This is a genomic window from Planctomycetota bacterium, assembly GCA_016125255.1.
In the GTDB taxonomy this organism is placed as follows: domain Bacteria; phylum Planctomycetota; class Phycisphaerae; order Phycisphaerales; family Zrk34; genus RI-421.
Genome location: WGMD01000041.1, coordinates 1 through 22,934 on the forward strand (window position 1 = coordinate 1; position 22,934 = coordinate 22,934).

Genomic DNA, 22,934 nt, shown 5'->3' on the forward strand with positions numbered 1-22,934 from the left:
GTTTTTCGGGGACCTGGCGACGAAGGCGCCGCACGGGCCGTACAACGTGCCTGACAAGTACGCTGATCCGTATCGTAAGCAGGGACTGACCGACACGATGTCGCGATTTTACGGCATGATCGAGAATATTGACGAAAACCTCGGCGTGCTGCTGGCGAAGCTCGATGAATGGCATCTTCGCGACAACACGATTCTGATCTTCATGTCCGACAACGGCTCGGCGGCGGGGATGCAAGGCAATAAAAAATGGCCCGGCTACAACGCTGACATGCGCGGCACCAAGGGCAGCGAATACGAAGGCGGTCATCGAGTCCCGTGCTTCATTCAATGGCCCGCCGGGGGGATCGGCGACCCACGCAAGGAAAACAGCGGGCGCGATGAAGATTACTTGTCCGCTCACTTCGATCTCCAGCCGACCATTGAGGAACTCTGCGACGTCATGCATCCCGATGGCCCGCCGCGCGACGGCATCAGTCTCGCCACCCGAATCAGGAACCCCGTCGCCCCCATGCCTGATCGCACCCTATTCGTGCACTCGCAGCGCGTGGCACATCCGATCGAATGGCGCAAGTGCTCGGTGATGACCCAACAGTGGCGCCTCGTCAACGGCGATCAGCTTTACGAAATTCACAAGGATCCGGGCGAAACGAACAACCTGGCCAAAGACAATCCCGACGAAGTCGCGAAACTGCGGCAGGCCTACATCGACTGGTGGAAAACGCTCGAGCCCGTGTTCGGCGACTACGTCCGCGCCGGCGTCGGGTCCGACAAGCAGAACCCGGTCGAGTTCATGTCGCACGACTGGCTGGTGGAGGATCAGCGGGATTCGCCGTGGGCGCAGGAACTTGTCAAGCGGGGGTTGATGACCAGCGGACCGTGGGCGATCGATGTGTTGCGCGACGGTAAGTACGAAGTGACGCTCTCGCGCTGGCCGCTGCATCTGAATCAGTCAGCCGAGGCGGTGCATGCGAAGCTGACCATCGGCGGGCAAACAGTTGAGAAGGATGTCACACTCGCCGATACGTCCGTCAAATTCACGCTGACGCTGCCCAAGGGACCGGCGATGATGCAGAGCTGGCTGACCACGCCTGAGGGTAAAGTGCGCGGGGCGTATTTTGCGACGGTGAAGCGCGTCGAGTGAAAACTCGAAACTCGAAACACGACATGCATCCGGTCTTGTCTGAACCCTGAACCTCAAATAAAAACCGCCGAGTTCAAGAACTCGGCGGTGGGGGAGGGATGCCTCTGATGAAGCCCGCGGGTGTTACGCGGCAGCTTCTTCGCCCTTGTAGGCGAACTTGCGCTTCAGCGGCTTGGTGACGAGTCCCATGCGGATGGCCTTCGTGGAGACCTTGATCCGGGTGGGCTTGCCGTCGACGATCGCTGTGAGCGTCTGAATGTTGGGGCGGAACTTGCGCTTGGTTTTGCCGGTGATCTTCTTACCGACGCCGCCAAGGTACTTGGCCTTACCGCGGTAGCGGAGACTGCGGCCGGTCGTGGTTTTGCGTCCAGTAAATGCACATACGCGGGGCATGGCGGTCTTCCTAGCTGGGGGTTCGATTTCGAGCCCGCAAGTATACCCGGCCGGCCCCGGTCAAGCAAATTCCCGGCCGTACTTTCCGGCGGCGCTTGCCTGATCCGTCCCCGCCTGCAATAATACCGGGCTCAGGATCAGGACACGCTAACCCGAACACGGACCGATAGACTCCGAAGGATACACGAAGCTTATGGCGATTCGCATCAAAGGCCGCGGCGGTGAGTCGGTGGAGCAAATGCTCCGTCGCTTCAAGAAAATGTGCGAAAAGGAAGGCCTGACCAAGGACATCAAGAAGAACGCCTACTACGAGAAGCCCTCCGAGCGCAAGCGCCGCGCCATGCGCAAGAGCGTCAAGCGCAACGTCAAGACCGACGGTCCGGCCCCGCGCCGTCCCGCCCGTCCGGCTCGCTGATCTTTTGGGTCGGTCCACTCGCCGATCCCTCGACTGATGACCGACCCCTCACATCAACCCTCGCACGACTCGGCAGCGGATGAAGGTCAAACCTTCGCCGCTCATGCCGCGCGCGTGCTCGCCGACAGCAACTGCCAGGACATCATCGTGCAGGACCTGCGCGGCCTGAGCCAGGTCACCGACTTCTTCGTCATCGCCTCCGGCACCAGTCATCGCCAGATTCAGTCCGTCGCCGACGACGTCGCCCGACTCGCCCGCCATGAAGGTCGCGAAGCGATCAGCATCTCCGGCCGCAATGACACGGCTTGGGTCGTTGCCGACTTTTTCGATGTGGTCATCCATCTGTTCGATCCGCAGACACGCTCCTACTACGACCTCGAATCGCTCTGGCATGACGCGGCGCGCGTCGATTGGCGCAGCATGACCAAACCCGGTCAGTTCACGCAGATTCTCGCGCGGCAGAACGTGTAGGGACGTGTCACCCATTGGGTTTTATGTTTCCGTTGAGCCGCGACCCGCAGGGGAGCGTCGGCGTGTAGCACCCGTCGACAGCGCCGCCGCCGGCGAATAGGATGGTCGGCATGGCCCGCCTGCGCATCAGTCTCGCCAACAAATGCCAGATTCTCTTTGGCCTGGCCGTGCTGCTGATTCTTTCGGCCGCGCTGTTCGTGCCTTGGCTCCGCATGCAGAAGCTCGTCGAGGAGTCGCAGCGCGAGATCGCGCGCGAGCTGGCGGACGCGTGGCTTGCCGATCTGATCCAACTCGCCGGCTCCATCGAGGGCTCGCCCGAGCCGCTTGTCGACGCGGAGGAACAGGCGTCGCGCCGTCTCCGCCTCATTAACGAGCAGCAGTTCGTGAGCGAGTCGCTGCGCGATCCGTTCATCGCCGATGCGCTGGAAACATTCGAGGAATCGCCGACGACGCGCGATCTGATCCGCGTAGTCCACGCCGCCGACGGCGAGAAGGTCTATCGCTACGCCCGCGCGATCCGGCACTCGGATATCGAACGCGCCCGGGGCGGCGGCGCGTCGGGCCTCGCCGCCACGCAGGTCGCCGATCCCCTCAAAGCCGTGCTCACCATCGAAATGCGGGCCGGCTGGGCCTCCCGCCAGCTCCTCCTCAACGGCGTCTATATCATCATCGCCGGGCTGATCGCCTCGCTGTTCGCCATCGCCGTCTTCTGGTTCATTCTCACGCGCATCATCCTCTCGCCCGTGCGCGTCCTGCGCGAAACCGCCGAGAAGGTCGCCGAGGGTGATCTGAACATCCGCGCCGATATCAACACCGGCGACGAGTTCGAGCAGCTTTCCGACACGTTCAACACCATGCTCGCTTCGCTCAAAACCTCGCAGGACAAGCTGCGCGAGCTCAACCGCCAGCTCGACCTGAAGCTCGGCGAGCTGGCCGAGTCGAACCTGACGCTCTTTGAAGCCAATCGCATCAAGGGCGACTTCCTCGCCAACGTGTCGCACGAGCTTCGCACCCCGCTCAATTCGATCATCGGTTTCGCCGAGGTGCTCAGCGACTCGATCGCCGGCGCCGATGCGCCCGGCAATGACAAGCGCCTGCGGTACATTCAGAACATCCTCACGTCGAGCCGCTCGCTATTGACGATGATCACGGAGCTGCTCGATCTGGCGAAGATCGAAGCGGGGCGGATCGATCTGCACATCGAGCCCATGAGCGTCAGCGACACGTGCGAGACGTTGCTCGCCCTGATTCGCCCGCAGGCGGACCGCGAGGAGATCACGCTCACGAAGAACCTCGCCCGCGACCTGCCCGTGGTGCAGACGGACCCGGGCAAGTTTCAGCAGATCATCTTCAATTTTCTCTCCAATGCCGTGAAGTTCACGCCTGCCGGCGGCCGCGTCGAACTGGGCGGCGGGGCGGTTGTGCATGACGGCAACACGACCGCCGTGCGCGTGTGGGTCCGCGACACCGGTCCGGGCATCGCCGTCGAGCATCAGGAGGAGATCTTCGATAAGTTCCGCCAGCTTGATTCATCACACACGAAGGAACACGGCGGCACCGGGCTGGGCCTGGCCATCAGTCGCGAACTGGCCCGCCTTCTGGACGGCCGCATCGAGCTTGACTCCGACCTCGGCCGCGGCGCGACCTTCAGTCTGGTCATCCCGCTCATCCTTGTCGAAAAGTCCGAAACGCTCATGCCCGACCTGGCGTCCTGAGGCGAAAATTTTCTCGCAAACGCGATGTTCTCCCCCTTGCGGCCCGTCGTCGCCGGAGGCATACTGCTGTCGGTGGAGCCGTCGTTGTGTGTGTTATGGATGGCCGAGTTGTGCCGGGTCAGATCAACTTTTTAAGGAGCCATGTATGAAGCGCTTTGTGATGGGACTATGTGTGGTGATGGTGGTGATGATGTCGCTGGCGGCGATCGCTGAGGAAAAGGCGGACAAGGCCAAGGGGCACGTCTACGCCCCGTTCAACAACCTCAAGCTCACCGATGAGCAGCGCGAGAAGGTCATCGCCATCCAGTCCAAGATTCGCGAGCAGATCAAGGCGCTGGAGCAGCAGGAGCACGAGCAGGTCATGGCCGTGCTGACCGACGAGCAGAAGGCCGAGTTCGCCAAGAGCGAAGAGGAAGCCGCCGCCAAGCGCCGCGACTACGCCAAGAAGTATCAGGAAAAGAAGAAGGCGGAGGAAGCCGAGAAGGCCAAAGAGAAGGAAAAAGACAGCAAGTGATTTTCGCGAACATCATCAGCGGTCCGAGCGGCGGGGACATCGCTCGGGCCGCTTTTTCATGCGCTCAGAGCAGCGACTTCAGTTCCTTGTCAACCTCCGGGAAGTACCGGCGGATGACGGCGCAGTCGAACTTGCGCATGATCGCCCCCACCGGCTCGCGCGACAATAAAAAGGCGAACGCCGCCTTGATCACACGCTCCGGCGACACCTGCCCGTGGCACCAAAGATCGTAATCCGCCCAATTGAGCGTCACATCAAAATCGTGCCGCCGTCCGTCCTCGTCCACCGCGACCTGGAATTTCCATCCGTGCCCGGTGTCCTCTTCGGTTTTGACATCCACGTTCGCCATGCACGAAGCATAACACAATCGCGCAGCCCGCTACACTATGGGTCCCATGAGCCCCGCGCGCCGACAAGTTGTCAAAACGCTCGCCCGTCAGTTGAAGACAGGTCGCTCGATCACCGCGCTGTCGATCGACACGACCGACATCGATCCGCGCGAGGCGCGCCTCGCCGTGGCGATTCACCGCACGGTGCTTCAGCGCTTCGCCACGCTCGAATACCTCATCGACCGGCATCTGAAAAAGCCGTTGAGGACGCTTGAGCCCACACTACAAGCCGTGCTTGTCAGCGGGGCGGCTCAATTGTTTTTCATGGACAAGCTTCCGGCCCACGCGGTTGTGGACGAATCCGTCAAAATCGCGCGGCAATTTCTCCGCGCGGGGGCGGGGAAGATGGCCAACGCCGTGCTTCGACGCCTCGCCGATCTGCCGCGACATGTCGAACAGCACACGACGTATGCGCCAGCGGCGGATCGACTGCCGCTGATGGACGGCGCATTGATCTTCGAGAGCGATCTATTGCCGGCGACGAGCCACATGGACGCGCATCTGGCGGCGGCGACGAGTCACAGCGTCGAATTGGTCAAGGCGTGGCGCGAGCAGCATGGCGCTGCGGCGCTGCCGCTGCTATTGCATTCGCTGGTGAATCCGCCGACGATCGTGCGAAGTCCGGCGCCGCCGCCGCTGGATTTGGCTGAGGCGCATGAGCGGGCGGGGTTTTATGTTTGGCGGGGGACGCATGCGGCGTTGGTGACGTTTTTGAATGCGGGACCGGGGCGATGGGTGCAGGACCCGACGTCGTTTATGCCGGTGGATGCGACATCGGACCTGGCGCCCGGGTGCATCATCGACTACTGCGCCGGGCGCGGGACCAAATCGCGACAATTGCGATTCACACACCCCGCCGCCCAGATCATCGCGACCGACCCGGATGCGGAACGCTTTGCGGATCTGGCCCAAGTCCCCGGCGTCACGGCGGCGCATATGGACGCCATGACGATGCACACGGGCAGGGCCGACCTGCTCGTGCTCGACGTGCCATGCTCCAATACCGGCGTGCTGGCCCGCCGGCCCGAAGCCCGCTACCGATTTCACGCACGGTCGCTCGCCTCGCTGACCGAACTTCAACGCGACATCGTGGACCGTGCGCTCCCGCTGCTTTCGACCACCGGCATGTTGCTCTACGCCACCTGCTCCATCGACCCGGCGGAAAATCAGCAGCAGGTGCGACATACCATGCAAACGCACGGCTTGAAACTAATCCGCGAACATCTGACTTTGCCCGCCGGCGTCGAAACGACGTATCACGACGGCGGATACTTCGCGCTCTTGGCGTGCTGAGCATGTTGCCGCGTTTGCAGAACCCATCCCATTGCCGTGCGTATCACATCCGGTGTCGATGATGCTTTTCACTTAACCCGTCCGTCCGGACAAGTTGTGGTTGCTGGCCAAACTCTACTCTCAAGGAGCATGCTATGAACGCATCGGTGGTCGAGCTGCGCCCGGCGGACGAGGGCGGGTATCGGGGCTGGACGATTTTGGGTCACAACCCGCTGTATCCGGCGAGCGCGGTGTGCATGATGATCGGATGTTTCGTGCTGAGCCGGTCGATGGACCTGCACGCGGGCGGGGTGTGGAAACTGGCGGGATTGCTGGGGGTGCTCAATGCGTATGAACTGCTTTTGATCGTGACGGGGCTTTGGCTCATCCGCACGATGAAACTGCGGCTCGACGGGCGGCTGCTGCTGTTCGCCGAGCTGTTTTTCATCGTCGATGCCACCCATCTCAACGCCGAGCTGTTCGCGGCTGATGTGCGGATCGGCGGCGTGATCAACGCACTGGTGCTGCTGCTTGCGATCCTCAAGCTGACGTGGATCGCGCAGGCACTACAAATGAAGATGACGCGCGGGCGATACGCGGTGATGGCGGTGATGATGGCGGGCCTGATGCTCTTGCCGGGGGCGCTGGCGATGACGTCGCATGTCATGGAGATCACACCGCGGGGGATGTTCGGCGTGTGGGGCGCGATCGGGGGGATGATCGGGCTGCTGGGAGTGGTGCCGGTGTCGCTGGGATTGGAGAAAGAGCGACCGCTCAATCGATTGCTCAAGCGATTGTTCGTCATCGCGGCGATCTTGTCGCTCGTCGCGCATGGGGCGATGCAGACCTGGGTGTATCGGGCGGAGTTTGATCCGGCGTATGCGGGGCCGGTGCTGGTGGGAGTGTCGCTTGTGTTCGGGCGCGAGCGGTGGGGGACGCGGTCGGCCTTGCTGGCGTGGGTGCTGCCGATGGCGGGGATCGCGGCGGCGATGTTCGCGGCGCACGAACTGATTGGCGGTCGCACGCCTTTCGTGTTCACCCCGCTGCGCATCACGCTGATGGCGGCGGCGGGGGCGTATGTCATTCATGCCTGTCGGCATCGGGCATGGAAAGGCCTCATCACGGCGGGCCTCTGCGCCGCGGCGGCGGCGCAGGGGGTGACGACGGCGCAGATCATCGAAAACGCCTTCCGGTGCATCGGGTGGGTCATCGCAAATCTGCTGCCGCGCACGGCGTTTCAGTGGGGCGTCGTGTGCATCATGGCGGCGTTCGCATTGCTGGGCGGCGGAGCGATGTTGAGCCGACGGGGCAAGCGTGTGACGTAAGCGGCAAGGCGTACAGCAGGGGACGGCTGTGCCACAGCGTGCAAACGGACACGGGTTTGGGCGGATTCGATTCACGCTCCCACTCGATGGGGAGCGTGAAAGTCATCAGTTTTGCTTGCGAAAGAGTTTGCGGAAGAGGGCTGCGGATTTTGGGAAGTGGGTGCTTTCGTCGGGGGAGGCGCCGGGGAGGCCCGGAGACAGTTCGTGGCCGTGGTCGGGGAGGTTGACGTCGAAGTAGCAATGGAAGGCGACATGATTGTCGGGGTCGGTGATGAAGTCGTGCATGCGTTGGATGAACAGGGGATTGTCGAGACCGCCGTGGTTGTGGTTGGCCCAGACGAGGCCCCATTCGGGAAAGGCCAGCGGCTTATGATGGGCCTTGGCGAAGTCGGACCAGAAGGCGAGGCCGCGCGGGCTGTTCATGATCCAGTTGTTCCATGCATTGTCGCGCCGGCGGGCGATCTCCGCTTCGTCCGCCCCGGGCGGGAAAGGATACGTGTCGGGCATCCATGTTTCGTCGTACACATCGACGCCGACGTAGTCGACGTATTCATCGCCCGGCCATGCCTCGTCGGCCGGGAACTGCTGCTGCCCGAGCGTCGGATTCCAACAGAATAGCAGATGCTCGGCGCCGCTCACGCTTCGCATGACGTTCACGATGCGTCGCCAGAAGGCGATAAACGCGTCGGTGCGTCCTTTGGCGCCCCACGCGTACCAGTCGCCGTTGAACTCCCACGCCGGTCGGACGATCGTGTCCGTCATGTCATAGCGGACGAGGTTGGCGGCCAAGTCGCGGAAGTGGGCGTCATAGTCGCCGGCGGCTCCCTTTTCGAGCGACACGGCGACGCCGACGCCTTTGCTCCCGCCGCGCGGGCCGGAGCGGTCCGGCGGACCGGCGAGAATCGGCACGGAAAGAATGAGCCGACGACCGGGTTTGGCATGCACCCACTTGGACCAGTTGCTCAGCCACCATGTGGGGTAGGAAATATTGTCCCATGTCTCGGACCCGATCGTGTCGAGCACCCAGACGCCGTCGCGGTCGAGCCAGTTTGCGAACGCATCCGCGCCGAGCATGCCGCAGGCCCAGTGGTAAGTGCCGATGGGCGGATCGACGGGTTTGGTCGCCGGTTGCACCGGGGCGTCGGTTTGGCCGATGAGAATCAGCGTCATGCTCAGCAACAGGGCGACAGCGGCGAAGCGTTGGAGCGGGACGACTTTCATGAAGGATTGTATGGAAAGCGCGGCGGGAGTTCGGCTTTGCCAGCCATCGAGCGATCATCTACCATAGTGGCTTGACCTGGACGGTAACGATTCCCCACGGACAAAGGTTTGAACGGAACGCGGCGGACGTATGGATGCGCAACCCAAAGTGAAAAAGCGATCGGGCTTTCAGCAGTTCTTTCTGCGGGGGCTGGCCATTCTGCTGCCGACGGTGCTGACGATCTGGATCGTCGTGGCGGTGTATGGTTTCGTCGATCAGAACATCGCCGGGCCGATCAATGCCGGCGTGCGCTCCGTGATGATCAGCTACACGGAATTCCCGGCGATCGATCAGACGGACGTGAGCGATTTCGAGAAGGGGATGACCAACGAGCAGCGTGCCGCATGGCGTGCCGCGGGATCAAAACCCGACTGGCTTCGCCGCGAGGCGCGGCGGCAGGCGCTGGAGACATGGTGGGGCCGCATCACCATCGGCAACTGGCAGGTGATGAACCTGATCGGATTGCTTGTGGCGGCGATCCTGATCTACTCGGTCGGTCGGATTCTCGGCTCGTTCATCGGCCGGCGCATTTATGTGCGGATCGAGGGATTCTTACAGCGACTGCCGGTGTTCAAGCACGTGTACCCGCATGTGAAGCAGGTGACCGACTTTCTGGTCGGCTCCGAGGGCAAGGAGAAGCTGCGGTTCTCGAAGGTTGTCGCGGTCGAATATCCGCGCAAGGGAATGTGGTCGGTCGGACTCGTCACCGGCGACACGATGCGGACGATTCAGGAGCGGGCGGGGCGGCCGTGTGTCACGATCTTCGTGCCCTCCTCGCCGACGCCGTTTACGGGCTACGTCATCACGGTGCCGATCGAAGACATGATCGAGCTTCCCGTACCGATCGATCAGGCGTTAAAATTCACCGTCAGCGGCGGCGTGATCGTCCCGCCGACGGAGGTGATCGAGGTGGGGGGGGGCGAGGGAACGGATGGGTCGCCCCGGGCGCTGCCGCAGGAGGCCGGCGACGCGGGCGGGTAAAATGCAAGCCATATTGGAGACGCAATCGCGATGGAAACCAAAGTGACGGGTCGGCATCTTGAAATCACCCCGGCAATCAACGAATATGCACATAAGAAATGCGAACGATTCCGCCGGCATTTCGACCGGATCCAGGAAATCTCGGTCGTGATCGACAAGCACGATCGGGCGTATGATGTGGAAATCATCGTCGAGGTCGAGCATCACGACCCGTTCATCGCCCGAGGCAAGGACGAAGACCTCTACGCCTGCATCGATACGACGACTGACAAGGTCGAACGTCAACTCACCGACCACAAGGAAAAGCTCCGCAATCGTAAGCACAATGTCTGACCCGCCTCACGGCCACTTTTCGCATCAAGGATCGCTCCCATGAAACTGAGTGATTTCGTCTCCCCAAAAGCCCTCGTCCCCCAGCTTCAGGCCGTCAAGCGCGATGACGTCATCGCCGAGCTCGTCGACGCCCTGATCGCCAGCGGCGCCCTGACCGCCGCTCTGCGCGATGATGTCATCAAGCTCATCATCGAACGCGAGAAGCACGGGTCGACCGGCTTCGGCAAGGGCGTCGCCGTCCCGCACGTCAAGCACGAGAAGATCAAGAAGATGGCCGCCACCATCGGCATCTCCGCCTCCGGCGTCGACTTCAACGCGCTCGACAAGGCGCCCGTCTACTCCGTGGTCCTTCTGATGAGCCCCGCCGATCAACCCGATCAGCACCTTCAGGCGATGGAGAACATCTTCCGCAATCTCCAGAAGGACACCTTCCGCCGATTCCTCCGCCAGGCCTCGACCGTCGATGAGATCATGGACCTGATTCACGAAGCCGACGGACACCAGCTTCAGGGTTAACGGGCCGATGATCCCGACGAGTCTCCCATGCCGACAGACGATACCGTCCGCATCACCGTGACCATTCTCAACCGGTTGGGCCTGCACGCCCGCCCGGCGATGGCGCTGGTCGATGCCGCCAACCGGTATCAATGCAAAGTCACCATTCAAAAGCACGGCTCCGACGAAGTCCACGACGGCAAATCCATCATGAGCGTCATGATGCTCGCCGCCGGTGAAGGCACGCGTCTTGAAATCCAGGCCAGCGGTCCCGACGCAAAAAAAGCCGCCGACGCGCTCAAGCAGCTCGTCACCAGTAAATTCGGCGAAGAATGACGCCTGACGCACGGCGGTTTCGCCCCAGGTTTCATCGTTTGGCGACGCCGCTCGCAGCGTGCTCTTCACTGATCCGCAAACGACATGGCCCGTCTTCCCTTCAACCCCGACAATCTTCCTGACCGCGACGCCGGTCCGCCCGCTCAGCGCGAGCAGCGGCGCTACGGTTCGCTCGCCGGGCCGGCGCCGCTTTCGGTGACCCAGCTTACCGACCTCATCAAGCGCGTCCTTGCCGATCGCACTCCTTCGCCCGTCCGCGTCGTCGGCGAAGTGAGCAATTTCTCCGATCGCAACCACTGGTACCTCTCGCTCAAGGACGAGCAGAACGTCATCGCATGCGTGATGTGGGCCTCGGCCGCTCGCAAGACCGACTTCCGCCCGGAGCATGGTCAGCAGGTCCTCGCCACCGGGCGGCTCGACTATTACGGGCCGCAGGGCCGCCTGCAGCTTTACATCGACAAGCTCGAGCCGATCGGCCTCGGCGCGCTGGAGCAGCGCTTTCGCCAGCTATGCGACGAGCTGCGCGGATTGGGCTATTTCGCCGATGAAAACAAGCAGCCGATGCCCCCGTTCCCAGAGCACATCGCCGTCGTCACCAGCGCCAAGGGCGCCGCCTTGCAGGATGTCATCAACACGGCTCGCCAGCGATGGGCGGGCATTCGGCTCTCGCACGTCGATGTGTTGGTGCAGGGTGCGGATGCGGCGCCGGACATCGCCCGCGCGATCCGTGCCCTCGGCCAGCAGCACGAAGCACTGAAGCTCGACGCCATCATCCTTACCCGCGGCGGCGGCTCGCTCGAAGACCTCTGGGCCTTCAACGAGCGCCTCGTCGCCGACGCCGTGCGCGACTGCCCGATTCCGATCGCCGCCGCCATCGGGCATGAAACCGATACGACCATCGCCGAACTCGTCGCCGACCTGCGTTGCTCGACCCCGACGCAGGCCGCCGCCCGGCTCGTGCCCGATGCCGCCGGGGAATGTCAGCACCTCGATCAGCTTGCGCATCGCCTGAGTCTCTCGTTGCGTCGTCGCGCCGAGCACGCCCGCACGCGCCTCGAAGCCGCGGCGCGTCACGCATTTTTCCGGCGCCCCGTCGAATCGCTCGATCAGCACCGCGAGCGCCTCGCCGCCGACGTCCGCCATCTGACCGCCGCCCTGCGCGATCGGCTCGCCAATCTCCGCGCCGCCCTCAGCGACATGCAGCACGCGCTTGCCCGCATCGAACCCATGTCGCGCCTTCGTGTCGCGCGCCAGCAGCTCGTCGCCCACGAGCGTCACCTCCGCGCCACGATGACCCAGCGTGCAACGACCCAGCGTCATCGCCTCGACGCGCTCGCTCGCCAGCTCAACGCCATCGACCCCCATCACGTCCTCGCCCGTGGCTACAGCTACACCACCACCCCCGCCGGCGACCTGCTCCGCTCACCCAACCAGGTCCATCCCGGCGACGCCATCGTCAGCCACCTCGCCGATGGCAAAATCCATTCGCGGGTGACAGCTTCAGACGCGCCCCGTCTCAAATCGTCAGCTTCCGACAAAAAGCCCCCGCGCCGGCAAACGGGCGGGGATGATCAAGCTTCGCTTTTCGGTGATTGAGTCGGTCGATCTTACTCGCCGCGCTGTTCCTTGGTCAGCTCGAGGATGTGCAGGCGGCCGCCTTCGTCGTTGACGACTTCGATGCTGATTTCCTGACCGGGTTTGAGCGAGCGGATGAAGCGGGTGTGGTTTTCGACGGGGTGCCACTTGTCCCCATCGCCTTTGGTCCACTGGGCATTGATGAGCACGCTCTTGCCGACCAGCACGGCGGGCTCGCGCGCGGAGTTCTTCGGATTGGTGCGCCCGATTTCGGTGACCTTCATGCGGAAGCCCTTGCCTTCCTGCACGACTTCGCCGACCGTGCCGCGCAGCACGCCGGAGAATCCCTTGGCTCCGTCGGGCAGCATCGGCCCCTCGGCGGCAAGAGCGAGCGGAGCGAAACAGACGAACGCGATGAGGGTGACACGTTGCAGCATGGCGGGCCTCCGTAGAAGGGTGAGGCCCGATTGTAACGCGCGAGCGGGACGGCGCGTCAACTGCCGCGATACGTCGAATACCCGTACGGGCTCAGCAGCAGGGGCACATGATAATGGGCATCGGGTTTGTCGAGAATGAAGTGGATCGACACACGGGGGAAGAAGCTGGCGTGGCCGGAGGTCTTGGCGTAGTCGCCTGTGTCGAAGTCAAGCGTGTATTCGCCGGGTTCGATCGGGCCGGGAGGGAGGAGATCGGTGATGCGGCCGTCGGCGTTGGTGACGCCGGCGGCGAGCAACTTGTCGCCGTGCCGCAGCGTGACTTTAACGCCGGCGGCGGGAACGCCGCGGGCGGTGTCGAGGACGTGCGTCGTGATCGGGCAGCGTGCAGTCATGCGAACATCTTATCAAGGCGCAGGTGCGTGATCTTGCGCTGCTCGCCGGCGGCGATTTTCACCTCGGCCGCGCGATCGTGCGGCAGTCGCTCGCGCAGCAGGGCGAGCATCTGAGCGGCCGACTTGCCGGTGGCGCAGATGATGAAGATGAATCCGAATCGCTTTTCATATTCGCCATTACCCGCCGCGAGCTGTTCGATCACGGCGTCGCCCGCCGACGAAACGCCCGACTGCTCGCCGTGCGACCACTCGCGATTGCCGACGAATTTCATGCGCAGCGAGTTCACATCGCCGATTTTCGGATGCGCCGCGAAGGCCCTGAGCCAGTCGGATTCGGTCAGCGCATCAAAGCATCGGTCGGCGGCGACATGCGCGGCGGCAAGATCATGAAACGGGCGCGACCTGGCCATCGCCGCACACCACGTCTCCGTGCCGCAGCAGCGTTTCATTACCGCCGCGGCCTCGTCCCGCGACATCGCATCGAACTGCGCGATCGTCAACACGTCACTCACGCCACACCACCTTGCCGTGCAGCTCCTCCGCAAATCGCCCGTGCCGGTAAACGCACAAACCGCCCAGATACGTCCGCTCAATCACGCCCGTCAGTGCACACCCGGCATACGGCGTGATCGGATGGCGGTGATGCAGCTTCGCCGGATCGACCGTCCATTTCGCGTCCCAATCCATGATGCACAAATCCGCCCGTTTGCCCGGATCGATCGAACCGCGCGACCCGCTCACGCCAAGCAATTTCGCCGGCGCGGCGCTCATCCATCGCGCCAAATCCATCGGCGTCACACCGCCAAGCGAACGCACAATCGACGGGCCCAATTGAAGCGACGCGATCCCGCCCCACGCCTTGTCAAACCGCCCGCCAGTTTCCTTCATCGCCGGCGGACACGGCGAATGATCCGACGCGACCAGATCGATGCGCCCATCATGCAGCGCCGCCAGCAGACGGAACCCATCGCCGCGGATCGGCGGGGCGCACTTGTACTGCGTCGCGCCATCCGGGATCGCCGCGGGATCGAAATATAGGTAATGCGGACACGTTTCGACCGTAATGGGCAGCCCTTCCCGGCGAGCGTCGGCGAACATCGAAAGCGAATCGGTGTCCGCCAGATGCACGATGTGCACACGCGCCCCGGTTGCGCGGCAAAGGTCGATCATCATCGCGATGGCATCATGCTCAAACGAGCGCGGCCGCGTCGCCAGATAGTCGGCGTAACGATGCGGATCGTCCATCGGCGGTAACTCATGCACGATTTCGGCGTGGGTGAGCAGCGGCACGTGTCGCGCCGCCAGCAGGGGCATCGCCGCTTCGAGGTCGCTACGCGTCGCGTTCGGAAATTCATCGAGGCCCGAGTGACAGAGAAAGGCCTTGACGCCGACGACGCCGGCGTCGAGGAGGGCGGGCAGTTCGCCGACGTTGCCGGGAACAAGGCCGGCATGGAACGCGACGTCGATGGCGAGTTTGCCATTCGATGCGGAAATTTTCGCGGCGAGATTTCCGGGGGTCGTCGTGACGGGGCTCGAATTGAGCGGCATGTCGGCGACGAGCGTGATGCCCGCTGCGGCGGCGGCGCGCGTGGCGGTGACAAATCCTTCCCATTCGGTGCGGCCGGGCTCATTGATATGCACATGCGGATCGATCAGGCCCGGCAGAATCACGCGATCGCCCAGCGACTCCGCCGCCGAATCGACGCCCGGCGCGACCGAATCGATGAGCCCATCCCTGATGTGAATCGTCGCCGGCCGCTCGCCGCCCGGGAGGACGACGCGGGTCGAAGCGATGGAAAAGGCGTGACGCTGCGGCATGATCGGATTATAGTTGACGCGGCCCACTTCAAGGAGTGCCCCCGATGCCCGGCAAACTCGTTCACAACCAGTACGGCAAACAGCGCGTCCGCGTCAGCAAGATCAAGCGCAAGAGTGACCGCCATGAATTCGTCGAAGCCGCGATCGACGCCCTGCTCGAAGGCGACTTCGCCGCCAGTTACGCCGCCGGCGACAACACGAAGGTCATCGCCACCGACTCGATCCGTAACACGATCTACGTCAAGGCCAAGGACGATCCGTGGACGACGATCGAATCGCTGGGCGTCACGCTGGCCAAGCACTTCATCGACACGTATCCGCATGTGACGCGCTCGACGATCACGCTGCGCGAGCATCTTTGGCATCGCATCGGCAAGGCACCCGCCGCCTTCGTCGGGTCCGATGGCGAGACGCCGACGGCGATCGTCACGCTCCAGCGCGGCGGGAAAGTCAGTGTGACCGCCGGCCTCGACAACCTCATGATCGCCAAAACCACCGACAGCGCCTTCAAGAATTTCGTCACCGACGAGTACCGCACGCTGCCCGACACCGACGACCGCGTCTTCGCCACCGTGCTGACGGCGACCTGGCGTTATACTGACACCGACATGGACTTCGCCGCCGCCCGCGCGGCGATCCGCTCGGCGATGCTTGACACGTTCGCCAATCACATGAGTCTCTCCGTGCAGCAGTCGCTGAACCTGATGGGGCAGGCGGCGCTTCAGGCGTGCGCGACGATCGACCAGATCACGCTGACGATGCCCAACAAGCATCACCTCAAGTTTAACCTCGCCTCGTTCGGCCGCGAGAACAACAATGAGGTGTTCCACGTCACCGACGAACCGGCCGGCTGGATCACGGGGACGCTGAGCCGGTGACGATATGATGTTTCGACAGAGACCATTCACTCAAAAGGACGAACTCATGAAGCGATGTATTGGATTGTTGGTGCTCCTGCTGGCCGCCTGTGCCCCGAGGGTCGGAGCTGTGGACAAGCCCGCGCCTATCAAGGCGCTGCTCATCACCGGCGGGTGCTGTCACGATTACGCCTATCAGGCCAAGCAGCTCATCGACGCCACGAAGGCGATGGCGAACATCGAGTGGACCGTCTTGCAGGACCCGCGCACCGGGACGCGCGGCGAGATCGAACTGTACAACAACCCGGACTGGGCGAAGGGTTACGACGTCGTGGTGCATAATGAATGTTTCGCCGACACCGACGACCCGGCGTACATCCGCAAGATCACGGAGATTCACAAGGCGGGCGTGCCAGCGGTGGTGATTCACTGCGCGATGCATACGTACCGCGCGGCGAACGTCGATGACTGGCGTGAATTTCTGGGCGTGACCAGTCGGCGGCACGAGCATCAGGCCAACTATCCGGTCAAGGCGGCGAGCGATTCGCCGATCATGAAGGGTTTTCCGGGGGTTTGGACGACGCCGATGGATGAGTTGTATGTGATCGAGAAGGTCTGGCCGGGCACGACGCCGCTGGCGACGAGCGCCGATGACAAGACGGGGACGACATACCCGGTGTTCTGGACGCATCAGTTCGGCAAGGCCCGCGTGTTCGGCACGACGTTCGGGCATTCCAATGAAACATGGGCGGACCCGGTGTATTTGCGGACGGTGTCGCGCGGGCTGATTTGGGCGGCGGGAAAGCTCGGCGACGACGGCAACGTGCTGCCGGGCTACGAGCCGGCGGGCAAATAGCGCTCATTCATTGTTGAAAGCTGCGCCTCAGTCGGCCAGATCAATCGTCACCGGGGCGTGGTCAGAAACTTCCAGCGCCGCGGCGCGATCGACCTGCGCGGATTGGAATCGTTTGGCGGCGGGGGCGTTGCCCAGCAGGTAGTCGATACGCCATCCGCGATCCAACGCCCGGGCGTTGCCGCGGTTGGACCACCAGGTGTAGGGTCCGTCGATATCGCCGTGGTGCTCGCGCACGAAGTCGCGCCAGCCGGTGTCGAACAGTTCGCCGATCCACGTGCGTTCGTGCGGCAGGAAGCCGGACTGATTGGCGTTGGACTTGGCGTAGAAAATGTCCTTTTCGGTGTGCGCGATGTTGAAGTCGCCGCCGAGGATGACAGGTTGTCGCGCCTTGCGGAGTCGATCGGCCCAGGGGCGGAAGACGCCCATCCATTTCTCCTTCTCAGCTTGTCGATGTTCGCCGCTGGAGCCGGAGGGCAGATAGACGCTCACGACCTGTACGCCGCCCACGCGCACGCGCAGGACGCGCCCTTCCGGGTCGGCGGCTTCGAGGCCCGTGTCGATGAACTCGAACGGTTCGCGCGACCAGACCGCCGTGCCCGCGTAGCCGGGCCGCGCGGCGGGATGCCAGTGTACATGCCATCCCTTCGGTGCGGCCCACTCGGCGGGGAGTTTGTCGGGCGTGACGCGGATTTCCTGAAGCAAAAGCACATCGGGCGCGAGGCGTTCCAGATGCCTGTCAAAGCCCTTGCGCAGGGCTGCCCGCATGCCGTTGACGTTCCATGTCGTGATGCGCATCAGGAAAGTGTAACTTTTTTCCGCCCCCTGCGCACATCGACTCCGCAGCGGCCTATCATGCCTCACTTACCTTCTCGAGTCCCGCCAGACTCTGCTTCCGAAAATTGACGATTGGATGTTTTTATGCGTATTTCTCGTCTGATGGCGACGATGGGTTGTCTTTTTGTGCTGGCGGCCGCGTGGAGCGCCGCGGCCGCGCCGCCGCAGGTGATCTGGAACTCGCCCAGTGCCGACTCGCGCGGATCGATGCCCATTGGTAACGGCGACATCGGGGCGAACGTCTGGGTCGATCCGGGCGGCGACCTGCTGTTCTATCTGTCCAAGACCGACGCGTGGGACGAAAGCTGCCGGCTCATCAAGCTCGGACGCATCCGCGTGCATGTCGAACCGGCAATCGACATGAAGAACGTCAAGTTCACGCAGACGCTCGATCCGGTCGAGGGCGTGATTCACAACGAGATTGTGACGACGGACGGACACAAACTGATCACGCGATTCTGGATCGACGCCAATGCGCCGATCGTACATGTCGATATCGACAGCGATCCGGTGATCGGGCTGCGTGCGACGGCGGAAGTGATGCGGCCGGCGCGGCGGGAGCTGGTCGGCGGCGCGGCCGGGTCAGCGTACGGGCTGCACGGGGCGGGCGGACCGAAGGTGTTTGAGGAGGCGGACACGGTCGTGAAGGAACGCGGCGATTTCGTCAGCGTGTATCACCGTAACGAGCGCTCCATCTGGGCGGACAACATGCAGCTTCAGGCGCTGGGCGATGAAGCGGCGAAGATGATCGACCCGCTGATGCACCGCACGTTCGGTTACGCCATGCGCGGCGACGGACTAGCGCGGGCGGACGACACGGCGCTGGCGAGCACTTCGCCGCGCAGTCACTGGTCGCTTCAGATCGCGGCGCTGACGGATCAGACCGACTCCGATGACGCTTACATCGCCAAGCTGCGCGGCTCGCTCAAAACGGCGTCGCAGCAGGACGAAGCGGCGGCATGGGCGGCGCATACGAAATGGTGGCGCGCGTTCTGGAATCGAAGCTGGATCGAACCGGCGGGCGATGCGGACGCGGAGCGCGTCAGTCAGGCATACGCACTGCAGCGATGGGTCAATGCCTGCGGCGGGCGTGGGGCGATGCCCATCAAGTTCAACGGGTCGATCTTCACGATGGACACGAACGGGTACGGCGCGGACTTTCGCTTGTGGGGCGGGCCGTACTGGTGGCAGAACACGCGGCTGATGTACTGGCCGATGCTCGCGGCGGGGGATGACGATCTGATGCAGCCGCTGTTTAAGATGTATCACGATGCGCTGCCGCTGCGCGAGGCGGCGACGCGGAAGTATTACGATCACGACGGGGCGTTCTACCCGGAGACGATGTACTTCTGGGGCACGTACACCGACGCCAACTATGGTCGCAATCGTACACGCAAACCCGATGGGCTGACGGACAACGGATATATTCGCCGCTACTGGCAGGGCGGGATCGAGCAGGTCATGATGATGCTCGACTACTACGACTACACAGGCGACGCGGCGTTCCGTGACCAGACCCTGTTGCCGATGGCGATCGCGATCACGACGTTTTTTGACCAGCACTGGCCGCGCAATGAGCAGAGTCGGATCGTGTTCGAGCCGGCGCAGGCGCTGGAGACGTATTGGACGGCGAAGAACCCGATGCCGGAGGTGGCGGGTCTGCACGCGGTGTTGCCGCGGCTGATGGCGCTGCCGGTCGGGGACGATCAGCGGGCGACGTGGGCGGCGATGCTCAAGGCGCTTCCGCCGGTGCCGACGATCCAGCGCGGGGGCAAGCCGGCGCTGGCACCTGGCGCGTCGTGGTCGAATGGGCACAACATAGAAAATCCCGAGCTTTACGCGGTGTTTCCGTATCGGCTCTACACGCGGATGCAGGGCGGGGACAAGTTGGAGACGGCGCTGAACACTTGGCCCGCGCGGCGGTTCAAGGCGACGGGCTGCTGGCGTCAGGATGCGATTCAGGCAGCGCTGCTCGGGCTCAGCGATGAGGCGGCGCGACTGGCGCTGTCGAATGCAAAGGCAACGGCGCGCGGGCATCGGTTCATGGCGTTCTGGGGCAACTCATTTGACTGGACGCCTGACGAAGACCACGGCGGCGTGACGATGGAGGCGCTGCAACTGATGGCGATACAGACGGATGGGAAGCGGATATTTGTGTTGCCGGCTTGGCCGCGGAAGTGGGATGTGGACTTCAAGCTGCATGCGCCGATGCAGACGACGGTGCAAGTGCGTTACGAAGGGGGAAAGATTGTCGAGTTGAAGGTGGAGCCGGCGGAGCGGGTGAAGGATGTGGTTTTGCCGGAGGAGTTGAGCGCGCCGGGAGAGTGAGAGAGTGCTAAACCGCAAGCGGCTCAAGAATCGAGGAGGCGCAGGCGAAGCATATTGAGGGCGGCTTTGGCGGTGCGGTCGCGGACCATGTCGCGATCGCCGGGAAAGATGACGCGGTGGATGAGTGTCGGCTGCCTGCGATCGGCGAGGGCGAGGTAGACGAGACCGACGGGTTTGTCGGGCGTTCCGCCAGTCGGGCCGGCGATGCCGGTGACGGCCAGAGCGTAGTCCACATCGAACTTCGCGCGGACATTTTCGGCGAGGGCCTTCGCGACGGGTTCGCTCACGGCGCCGTGTTGTTCGAGCATGTCGAGTGGGACATCGAGGTCACGATGTTTGGCGGCGTTGGAGTAGACGATGTTGCCGCCGAGGTAGTAGGCGCTGGAGCCGGGAGGGTCGGTGAGGTATTTGCCGATGAGCCCGGCGGTGCAGGATTCGGCGGTGGCGAGCGTTTTGTTCCGCGAGCGGAGCAGGTCGCCGACGATCTGCGGGAGAGATTCATGGTCGCGACCGACGACAAGCGGGCCCAGCGCCTGGCGAAGATCCGCGATCGCCGCTTCGAGTTCGTCGGCGGCCTGAGCGCGTGTGGGAAATTGCGAGCGGACGCGGACGCCGATGAACCCGTTGGCGACGGTCGTGCCGACGAGCGGGTTGCGATCGCGGGCCATGCGGTCGCCGAGGATTTGAGCGATGTCGGATTCGCCGCGGCCGAGGCAGTGCAGGGTGGCGGTGAGAATGACGGAGTCGCCGGCGTCGGGCCAGGCGTCGAGAGCGGGGGCGATATGACGATCGAACAGATGGATCATCTCTCCGGGCACGCCGGGCATGACGAAAACGCGCGTCGCGCCGATGTGGGCTTCGATGCCCGGTGCGGTCCCCGCTTCGTTGCGCAGCGCCCGGGCGCCCCGTGGCAAAAGCGCCTGCACCTTGTTGCGTTCGGCCATCGGACGCCCGCGCCCGCGGAAAAATGTTTCGATGTGCGAAAGCGACTCGGCGTCAAGGACAAGCGGGACGTTCATCGCGGCGGCGAGGGCCTGTCGCGTCAGATCGTCGTCGGTCGGGCCGAGGCCGCCGGTGATGAGCACCAGTCTGGCTTCGCTAGCCGCATCGAGAATCGCATCGGTGATGGCGGCCTGATCGTCGGCGACGGTCAGATGCCAGCGCGTCATGATGCCCCATTCAACGAGCCGGGCCGAGAGCCAAGCGGCATTGGTGTCGACGGTCTGCCCGAGGACGAGCTCGTCGCCGATGGAGAGAATGACGGCTTGCATCAGCGCACCTTTTTCCCGCGCCAGAACGCGACGCGCTTCTGAAGCGCGGCGAGAAATTCCGTTTCCGCCGCTTCATCGCCGAAGGGCAGCACGCGCACGCGCGCGGTGAGCTTTCCGGTGTCGTTCTTCGTGCAGACGACCGTGGCGTCACGTCCATCGGGCAGAACGCAGCTTACGGTCAACATGGTGTCGCTGGTGCGCGGCCGGGCCCAGCCCCAGTGAATATCCTCAAAGACCCACGGCAGAATCTGCACAAACCGATCGATCGATTCATCGACCTCGCTCGTGGGCGCGGCGGCGGGCAGAGCGTCGGTCTGCGGCGTGGGTCGGGGGCAACCGGCGAGGACCGTGGCGAATAACAACATGATTCCGAATCGTCTCACGCAGACTATAATGACGCGGCTTAAAAGAATCGCAAGAGAGGCGTCAGCGGTCAGCCGGATTGAAAGCGGAAACCTGACACCTGAACGCTGTGAGCTTCTTTTCGAGGAACGCTTTTGGAACTGACCATCAATCTGCCGCAGGATGCGGACCGGGTGGCCCTGCTGGGGGCGGCGGAACGCAATCTGAAAATCATCCGCGAGGGGCTGGGCGTCGCCATCAGCGCGCGCGATGGCGCGGTGCGTGTCAGCGGGGATGACAACTCCGTTTCGCAGGCGGTGGAAGTCATTAATGAACTGACCGAAGCGGCGCGGCGGCGGCAGCCGATGAGCCGGGTTGATCTGTTGGAGCGGATTCATCGGGCGGCCGCGCGGCGCGAGGGGGAGGGTCAGCCGTGGATCGATGATCATTTGACGATGGACGTCTACGCCCGGGGTCAGCGCGTCGAAGCCAAGACGGCCGGTCAGCGGCGCTACATCGAAGCGATTCGCGGGCACGATCTGGTGTTCTGCTCGGGTCCGGCGGGGACGGGCAAGACGTACCTTGCGGTGGCGGCGGCGGTGTCGATGCTCAAACGCGGCACGGTGCGGAAACTCGTGCTGGCGCGGCCGGCGGTCGAAGCGGGCGAGAAGCTGGGCTTTCTGCCCGGCGACATGCAGGCGAAGGTCAATCCGTACCTGCGCCCGCTGCTCGATGCGCTGCACGACATGATGAGTTTCGAGCAGGTGCAGCGCTTCATGCACAGCGATCTGATCGAGATCGTGCCGCTGGCGTTCATGCGCGGGCGGACGCTCAACGACGCCGCGATCATCCTTGATGAAGCTCAGAACACGACCAAGAGCCAGATGCTCATGTTCCTGACGCGCCTGGGACACGGATCGAAAATGATCGTGACCGGCGACACGAGCCAGACGGACCTCGACGAAGGAGAAACCAGCGGACTCGTCGATGCGGCGCGGCGGCTGATGCGCGTGCCGGGCGTGTGCTTCACCACGCTGGATCGGCAAGATATTGTGCGTCATAGTCTTGTGGAACGCATCGTCCTGGCCTACGGGCCCGAGTCCCAGGCCCAATAACCGCAAGAGAATCTTAACGGGCGCATTCGGGTAGCCGATCTATAATGAATCGTTGACGGGCCCGACGG

The 22,934-nt window shown here is 63.4% G+C and carries 26 protein-coding genes; 16 read left to right on the forward strand and 10 right to left on the reverse strand.

Annotated elements, in window-relative coordinates:
• Nucleotides 1–1,141: sulfatase-like hydrolase/transferase (locus GC162_20910; protein ID MBI1371098.1), on the forward strand; the 1,141-nt coding region annotated here is incomplete at its 5' end.
• A 123-nt stretch (nt 1,142–1,264) separates the two neighbouring features.
• Here the strand turns inward: GC162_20910 and rpmB are convergent.
• A complete protein-coding gene (gene rpmB, locus GC162_20915) occupies nt 1,265–1,534 on the reverse strand; it encodes a 50S ribosomal protein L28 (GenBank protein ID MBI1371099.1) in 270 nt (89 codons plus the stop codon).
• 193 nt (nt 1,535–1,727) lie between these two features.
• Between rpmB and rpsU the strand changes: the two genes are divergently transcribed.
• The 4 genes from rpsU to GC162_20935 all read left to right on the forward strand — a co-directional run bounded on the left by rpsU (nt 1,728) and on the right by GC162_20935 (nt 4,649).
• Nucleotides 1,728–1,949: a 30S ribosomal protein S21 gene (gene rpsU, locus GC162_20920; GenBank protein MBI1371100.1), complete on the forward strand. Its 222-nt coding sequence runs from the start codon at nt 1,728–1,730 to the stop codon at nt 1,947–1,949.
• Between the two features lie 36 nt (nt 1,950–1,985).
• On the forward strand, nt 1,986–2,420 hold the full coding sequence (gene rsfS / locus GC162_20925) for a ribosome silencing factor (GenBank protein MBI1371101.1): 435 nt from the start codon (nt 1,986–1,988) through the stop codon (nt 2,418–2,420).
• A 101-nt stretch (nt 2,421–2,521) separates the two neighbouring features.
• Nucleotides 2,522–4,135, forward strand: coding sequence for a HAMP domain-containing protein (locus tag GC162_20930; GenBank protein ID MBI1371102.1), 1,614 nt, complete (start codon nt 2,522–2,524; stop codon nt 4,133–4,135).
• A gap of 145 nt (nt 4,136–4,280) precedes the next feature.
• Complete coding sequence (locus tag GC162_20935; protein ID MBI1371103.1) at nt 4,281–4,649, forward strand: hypothetical protein; 369 nt, start codon at nt 4,281–4,283, stop codon at nt 4,647–4,649.
• Nucleotides 4,650–4,713: 64 nt separating this feature from the next.
• Here GC162_20935 and GC162_20940 read toward each other — a convergent pair whose 3' ends face one another.
• A complete protein-coding gene (locus GC162_20940; protein ID MBI1371104.1) occupies nt 4,714–4,998 on the reverse strand; it encodes a hypothetical protein in 285 nt (94 codons plus the stop codon).
• Nucleotides 4,999–5,035: 37 nt separating this feature from the next.
• Between GC162_20940 and GC162_20945 the strand changes: the two genes are divergently transcribed.
• A complete protein-coding gene (locus GC162_20945) occupies nt 5,036–6,331 on the forward strand; it encodes a hypothetical protein (GenBank protein ID MBI1371105.1) in 1,296 nt (431 codons plus the stop codon).
• A gap of 134 nt (nt 6,332–6,465) precedes the next feature.
• Nucleotides 6,466–7,635, forward strand: a complete 1,170-nt coding sequence (locus tag GC162_20950; GenBank protein MBI1371106.1) for a hypothetical protein — start codon at nt 6,466–6,468, stop codon at nt 7,633–7,635.
• A gap of 105 nt (nt 7,636–7,740) precedes the next feature.
• Here GC162_20950 and GC162_20955 read toward each other — a convergent pair whose 3' ends face one another.
• Nucleotides 7,741–8,856, reverse strand: coding sequence for a hypothetical protein (locus GC162_20955; protein ID MBI1371107.1), 1,116 nt, complete (start codon nt 8,854–8,856; stop codon nt 7,741–7,743).
• 130 nt (nt 8,857–8,986) lie between these two features.
• On the opposite strand from GC162_20955, the gene GC162_20960 reads away from it, so the two are divergent.
• The 5 genes from GC162_20960 (at nt 8,987) to xseA (ending at nt 12,637) form a co-directional block, all read left to right on the forward strand.
• On the forward strand, nt 8,987–9,877 hold the full coding sequence (locus GC162_20960; GenBank protein MBI1371108.1) for a DUF502 domain-containing protein: 891 nt from the start codon (nt 8,987–8,989) through the stop codon (nt 9,875–9,877).
• A 30-nt stretch (nt 9,878–9,907) separates the two neighbouring features.
• Nucleotides 9,908–10,210, forward strand: coding sequence for a ribosome-associated translation inhibitor RaiA (gene raiA / locus GC162_20965; protein MBI1371109.1), 303 nt, complete (start codon nt 9,908–9,910; stop codon nt 10,208–10,210).
• A gap of 39 nt (nt 10,211–10,249) precedes the next feature.
• Entirely contained in the window at nt 10,250–10,726 is a 477-nt protein-coding gene (locus tag GC162_20970; protein MBI1371110.1) for a PTS sugar transporter subunit IIA, read from the forward strand.
• Between the two features lie 27 nt (nt 10,727–10,753).
• Entirely contained in the window at nt 10,754–11,041 is a 288-nt protein-coding gene (locus GC162_20975) for an HPr family phosphocarrier protein (protein ID MBI1371111.1), read from the forward strand.
• An 84-nt stretch (nt 11,042–11,125) separates the two neighbouring features.
• Nucleotides 11,126–12,637 (forward strand): exodeoxyribonuclease VII large subunit, encoded by a 1,512-nt coding sequence (xseA, locus tag GC162_20980; protein ID MBI1371112.1) that lies wholly within the window; start codon nt 11,126–11,128, stop codon nt 12,635–12,637.
• A gap of 11 nt (nt 12,638–12,648) precedes the next feature.
• On the opposite strand, the gene GC162_20985 is transcribed toward xseA, so the two are convergent.
• From GC162_20985 to allB, 4 genes are read right to left on the reverse strand one after another with little or no spacing between them, the layout of a single operon-like run.
• Nucleotides 12,649–13,053, reverse strand: coding sequence for a hypothetical protein (locus tag GC162_20985; GenBank protein ID MBI1371113.1), 405 nt, complete (start codon nt 13,051–13,053; stop codon nt 12,649–12,651).
• 56 nt (nt 13,054–13,109) lie between these two features.
• Entirely contained in the window at nt 13,110–13,445 is a 336-nt protein-coding gene (uraH, locus tag GC162_20990) for a hydroxyisourate hydrolase (protein ID MBI1371114.1), read from the reverse strand.
• A complete protein-coding gene (uraD, locus tag GC162_20995; protein MBI1371115.1) occupies nt 13,442–13,945 on the reverse strand; it encodes a 2-oxo-4-hydroxy-4-carboxy-5-ureidoimidazoline decarboxylase in 504 nt (167 codons plus the stop codon). The genes uraH and uraD overlap by 4 nt, the downstream gene beginning before the upstream one ends.
• A gap of 4 nt (nt 13,946–13,949) precedes the next feature.
• Nucleotides 13,950–15,263 carry an allantoinase AllB gene (gene allB / locus GC162_21000; GenBank protein MBI1371116.1) on the reverse strand — a complete coding sequence of 438 codons (1,314 nt, stop codon included), beginning with the start codon at nt 15,261–15,263 and terminating at the stop codon, nt 13,950–13,952.
• Between the two features lie 44 nt (nt 15,264–15,307).
• On the opposite strand from allB, the gene pucL reads away from it, so the two are divergent.
• Both pucL and GC162_21010 read left to right on the forward strand, forming a co-directional pair.
• Nucleotides 15,308–16,141: a urate oxidase gene (gene pucL, locus GC162_21005; protein MBI1371117.1), complete on the forward strand. Its 834-nt coding sequence runs from the start codon at nt 15,308–15,310 to the stop codon at nt 16,139–16,141.
• A 4-nt stretch (nt 16,142–16,145) separates the two neighbouring features.
• On the forward strand, nt 16,146–16,976 hold the full coding sequence (locus GC162_21010; protein MBI1371118.1) for a ThuA domain-containing protein: 831 nt from the start codon (nt 16,146–16,148) through the stop codon (nt 16,974–16,976).
• Nucleotides 16,977–17,003: 27 nt separating this feature from the next.
• Here GC162_21010 and xth read toward each other — a convergent pair whose 3' ends face one another.
• Complete coding sequence (xth, locus tag GC162_21015; protein MBI1371119.1) at nt 17,004–17,771, reverse strand: exodeoxyribonuclease III; 768 nt, start codon at nt 17,769–17,771, stop codon at nt 17,004–17,006.
• A 123-nt stretch (nt 17,772–17,894) separates the two neighbouring features.
• Between xth and GC162_21020 the strand changes: the two genes are divergently transcribed.
• On the forward strand, nt 17,895–20,138 hold the full coding sequence (locus GC162_21020) for a hypothetical protein (GenBank protein MBI1371120.1): 2,244 nt from the start codon (nt 17,895–17,897) through the stop codon (nt 20,136–20,138).
• 23 nt (nt 20,139–20,161) lie between these two features.
• Here GC162_21020 and GC162_21025 read toward each other — a convergent pair whose 3' ends face one another.
• Nucleotides 20,162–21,409 (reverse strand): competence/damage-inducible protein A, encoded by a 1,248-nt coding sequence (locus GC162_21025; GenBank protein MBI1371121.1) that lies wholly within the window; start codon nt 21,407–21,409, stop codon nt 20,162–20,164.
• Entirely contained in the window at nt 21,409–21,774 is a 366-nt protein-coding gene (locus GC162_21030) for a hypothetical protein (GenBank protein MBI1371122.1), read from the reverse strand. The genes GC162_21025 and GC162_21030 overlap by 1 nt, the downstream gene beginning before the upstream one ends.
• 132 nt (nt 21,775–21,906) lie before the next feature.
• Between GC162_21030 and GC162_21035 the strand changes: the two genes are divergently transcribed.
• The gene (locus GC162_21035) at nt 21,907–22,866 is read left to right on the forward strand and encodes an AAA family ATPase (GenBank protein ID MBI1371123.1); all 960 of its coding nucleotides are present in this window, start codon (nt 21,907–21,909) and stop codon (nt 22,864–22,866) included.
• The last annotated feature ends 68 nt before the right edge of the window (nt 22,867–22,934 follow it).

Coding starts and splice junctions, on each gene's coding strand:
- GC162_20955 (MBI1371107.1), bottom strand. CDS start 8,856: ATGAAAGTCGTCCCGCTCCAACGCTTCGCCGCTGTCGCCCTGTTGCTG.
- GC162_20940 (MBI1371104.1), bottom strand. CDS start 4,998: ATGGCGAACGTGGATGTCAAAACCGAAGAGGACACCGGGCACGGATGG.
- GC162_20930 (MBI1371102.1), top strand. CDS start 2,522: ATGGTCGGCATGGCCCGCCTGCGCATCAGTCTCGCCAACAAATGCCAG.
- GC162_20935 (MBI1371103.1), top strand. CDS start 4,281: ATGAAGCGCTTTGTGATGGGACTATGTGTGGTGATGGTGGTGATGATG.
- GC162_20945 (MBI1371105.1), top strand. CDS start 5,036: ATGGGTCCCATGAGCCCCGCGCGCCGACAAGTTGTCAAAACGCTCGCC.
- GC162_20950 (MBI1371106.1), top strand. CDS start 6,466: ATGAACGCATCGGTGGTCGAGCTGCGCCCGGCGGACGAGGGCGGGTAT.
- xseA (MBI1371112.1), top strand. CDS start 11,126: ATGGCCCGTCTTCCCTTCAACCCCGACAATCTTCCTGACCGCGACGCC.
- rpmB (MBI1371099.1), bottom strand. CDS start 1,534: ATGCCCCGCGTATGTGCATTTACTGGACGCAAAACCACGACCGGCCGC.
- GC162_20960 (MBI1371108.1), top strand. CDS start 8,987: ATGGATGCGCAACCCAAAGTGAAAAAGCGATCGGGCTTTCAGCAGTTC.
- rpsU (MBI1371100.1), top strand. CDS start 1,728: ATGGCGATTCGCATCAAAGGCCGCGGCGGTGAGTCGGTGGAGCAAATG.
- GC162_21030 (MBI1371122.1), bottom strand. CDS start 21,774: ATGTTGTTATTCGCCACGGTCCTCGCCGGTTGCCCCCGACCCACGCCG.
- GC162_21025 (MBI1371121.1), bottom strand. CDS start 21,409: ATGCAAGCCGTCATTCTCTCCATCGGCGACGAGCTCGTCCTCGGGCAG.
- rsfS (MBI1371101.1), top strand. CDS start 1,986: ATGACCGACCCCTCACATCAACCCTCGCACGACTCGGCAGCGGATGAA.
- xth (MBI1371119.1), bottom strand. CDS start 17,771: ATGCGCATCACGACATGGAACGTCAACGGCATGCGGGCAGCCCTGCGC.
- GC162_20975 (MBI1371111.1), top strand. CDS start 10,754: ATGCCGACAGACGATACCGTCCGCATCACCGTGACCATTCTCAACCGG.
- allB (MBI1371116.1), bottom strand. CDS start 15,263: ATGCCGCAGCGTCACGCCTTTTCCATCGCTTCGACCCGCGTCGTCCTC.
- GC162_21010 (MBI1371118.1), top strand. CDS start 16,146: ATGATGTTTCGACAGAGACCATTCACTCAAAAGGACGAACTCATGAAG.
- raiA (MBI1371109.1), top strand. CDS start 9,908: ATGGAAACCAAAGTGACGGGTCGGCATCTTGAAATCACCCCGGCAATC.
- GC162_20985 (MBI1371113.1), bottom strand. CDS start 13,053: ATGCTGCAACGTGTCACCCTCATCGCGTTCGTCTGTTTCGCTCCGCTC.
- GC162_21020 (MBI1371120.1), top strand. CDS start 17,895: ATGCGTATTTCTCGTCTGATGGCGACGATGGGTTGTCTTTTTGTGCTG.
- GC162_20970 (MBI1371110.1), top strand. CDS start 10,250: ATGAAACTGAGTGATTTCGTCTCCCCAAAAGCCCTCGTCCCCCAGCTT.
- uraH (MBI1371114.1), bottom strand. CDS start 13,445: ATGACTGCACGCTGCCCGATCACGACGCACGTCCTCGACACCGCCCGC.
- pucL (MBI1371117.1), top strand. CDS start 15,308: ATGCCCGGCAAACTCGTTCACAACCAGTACGGCAAACAGCGCGTCCGC.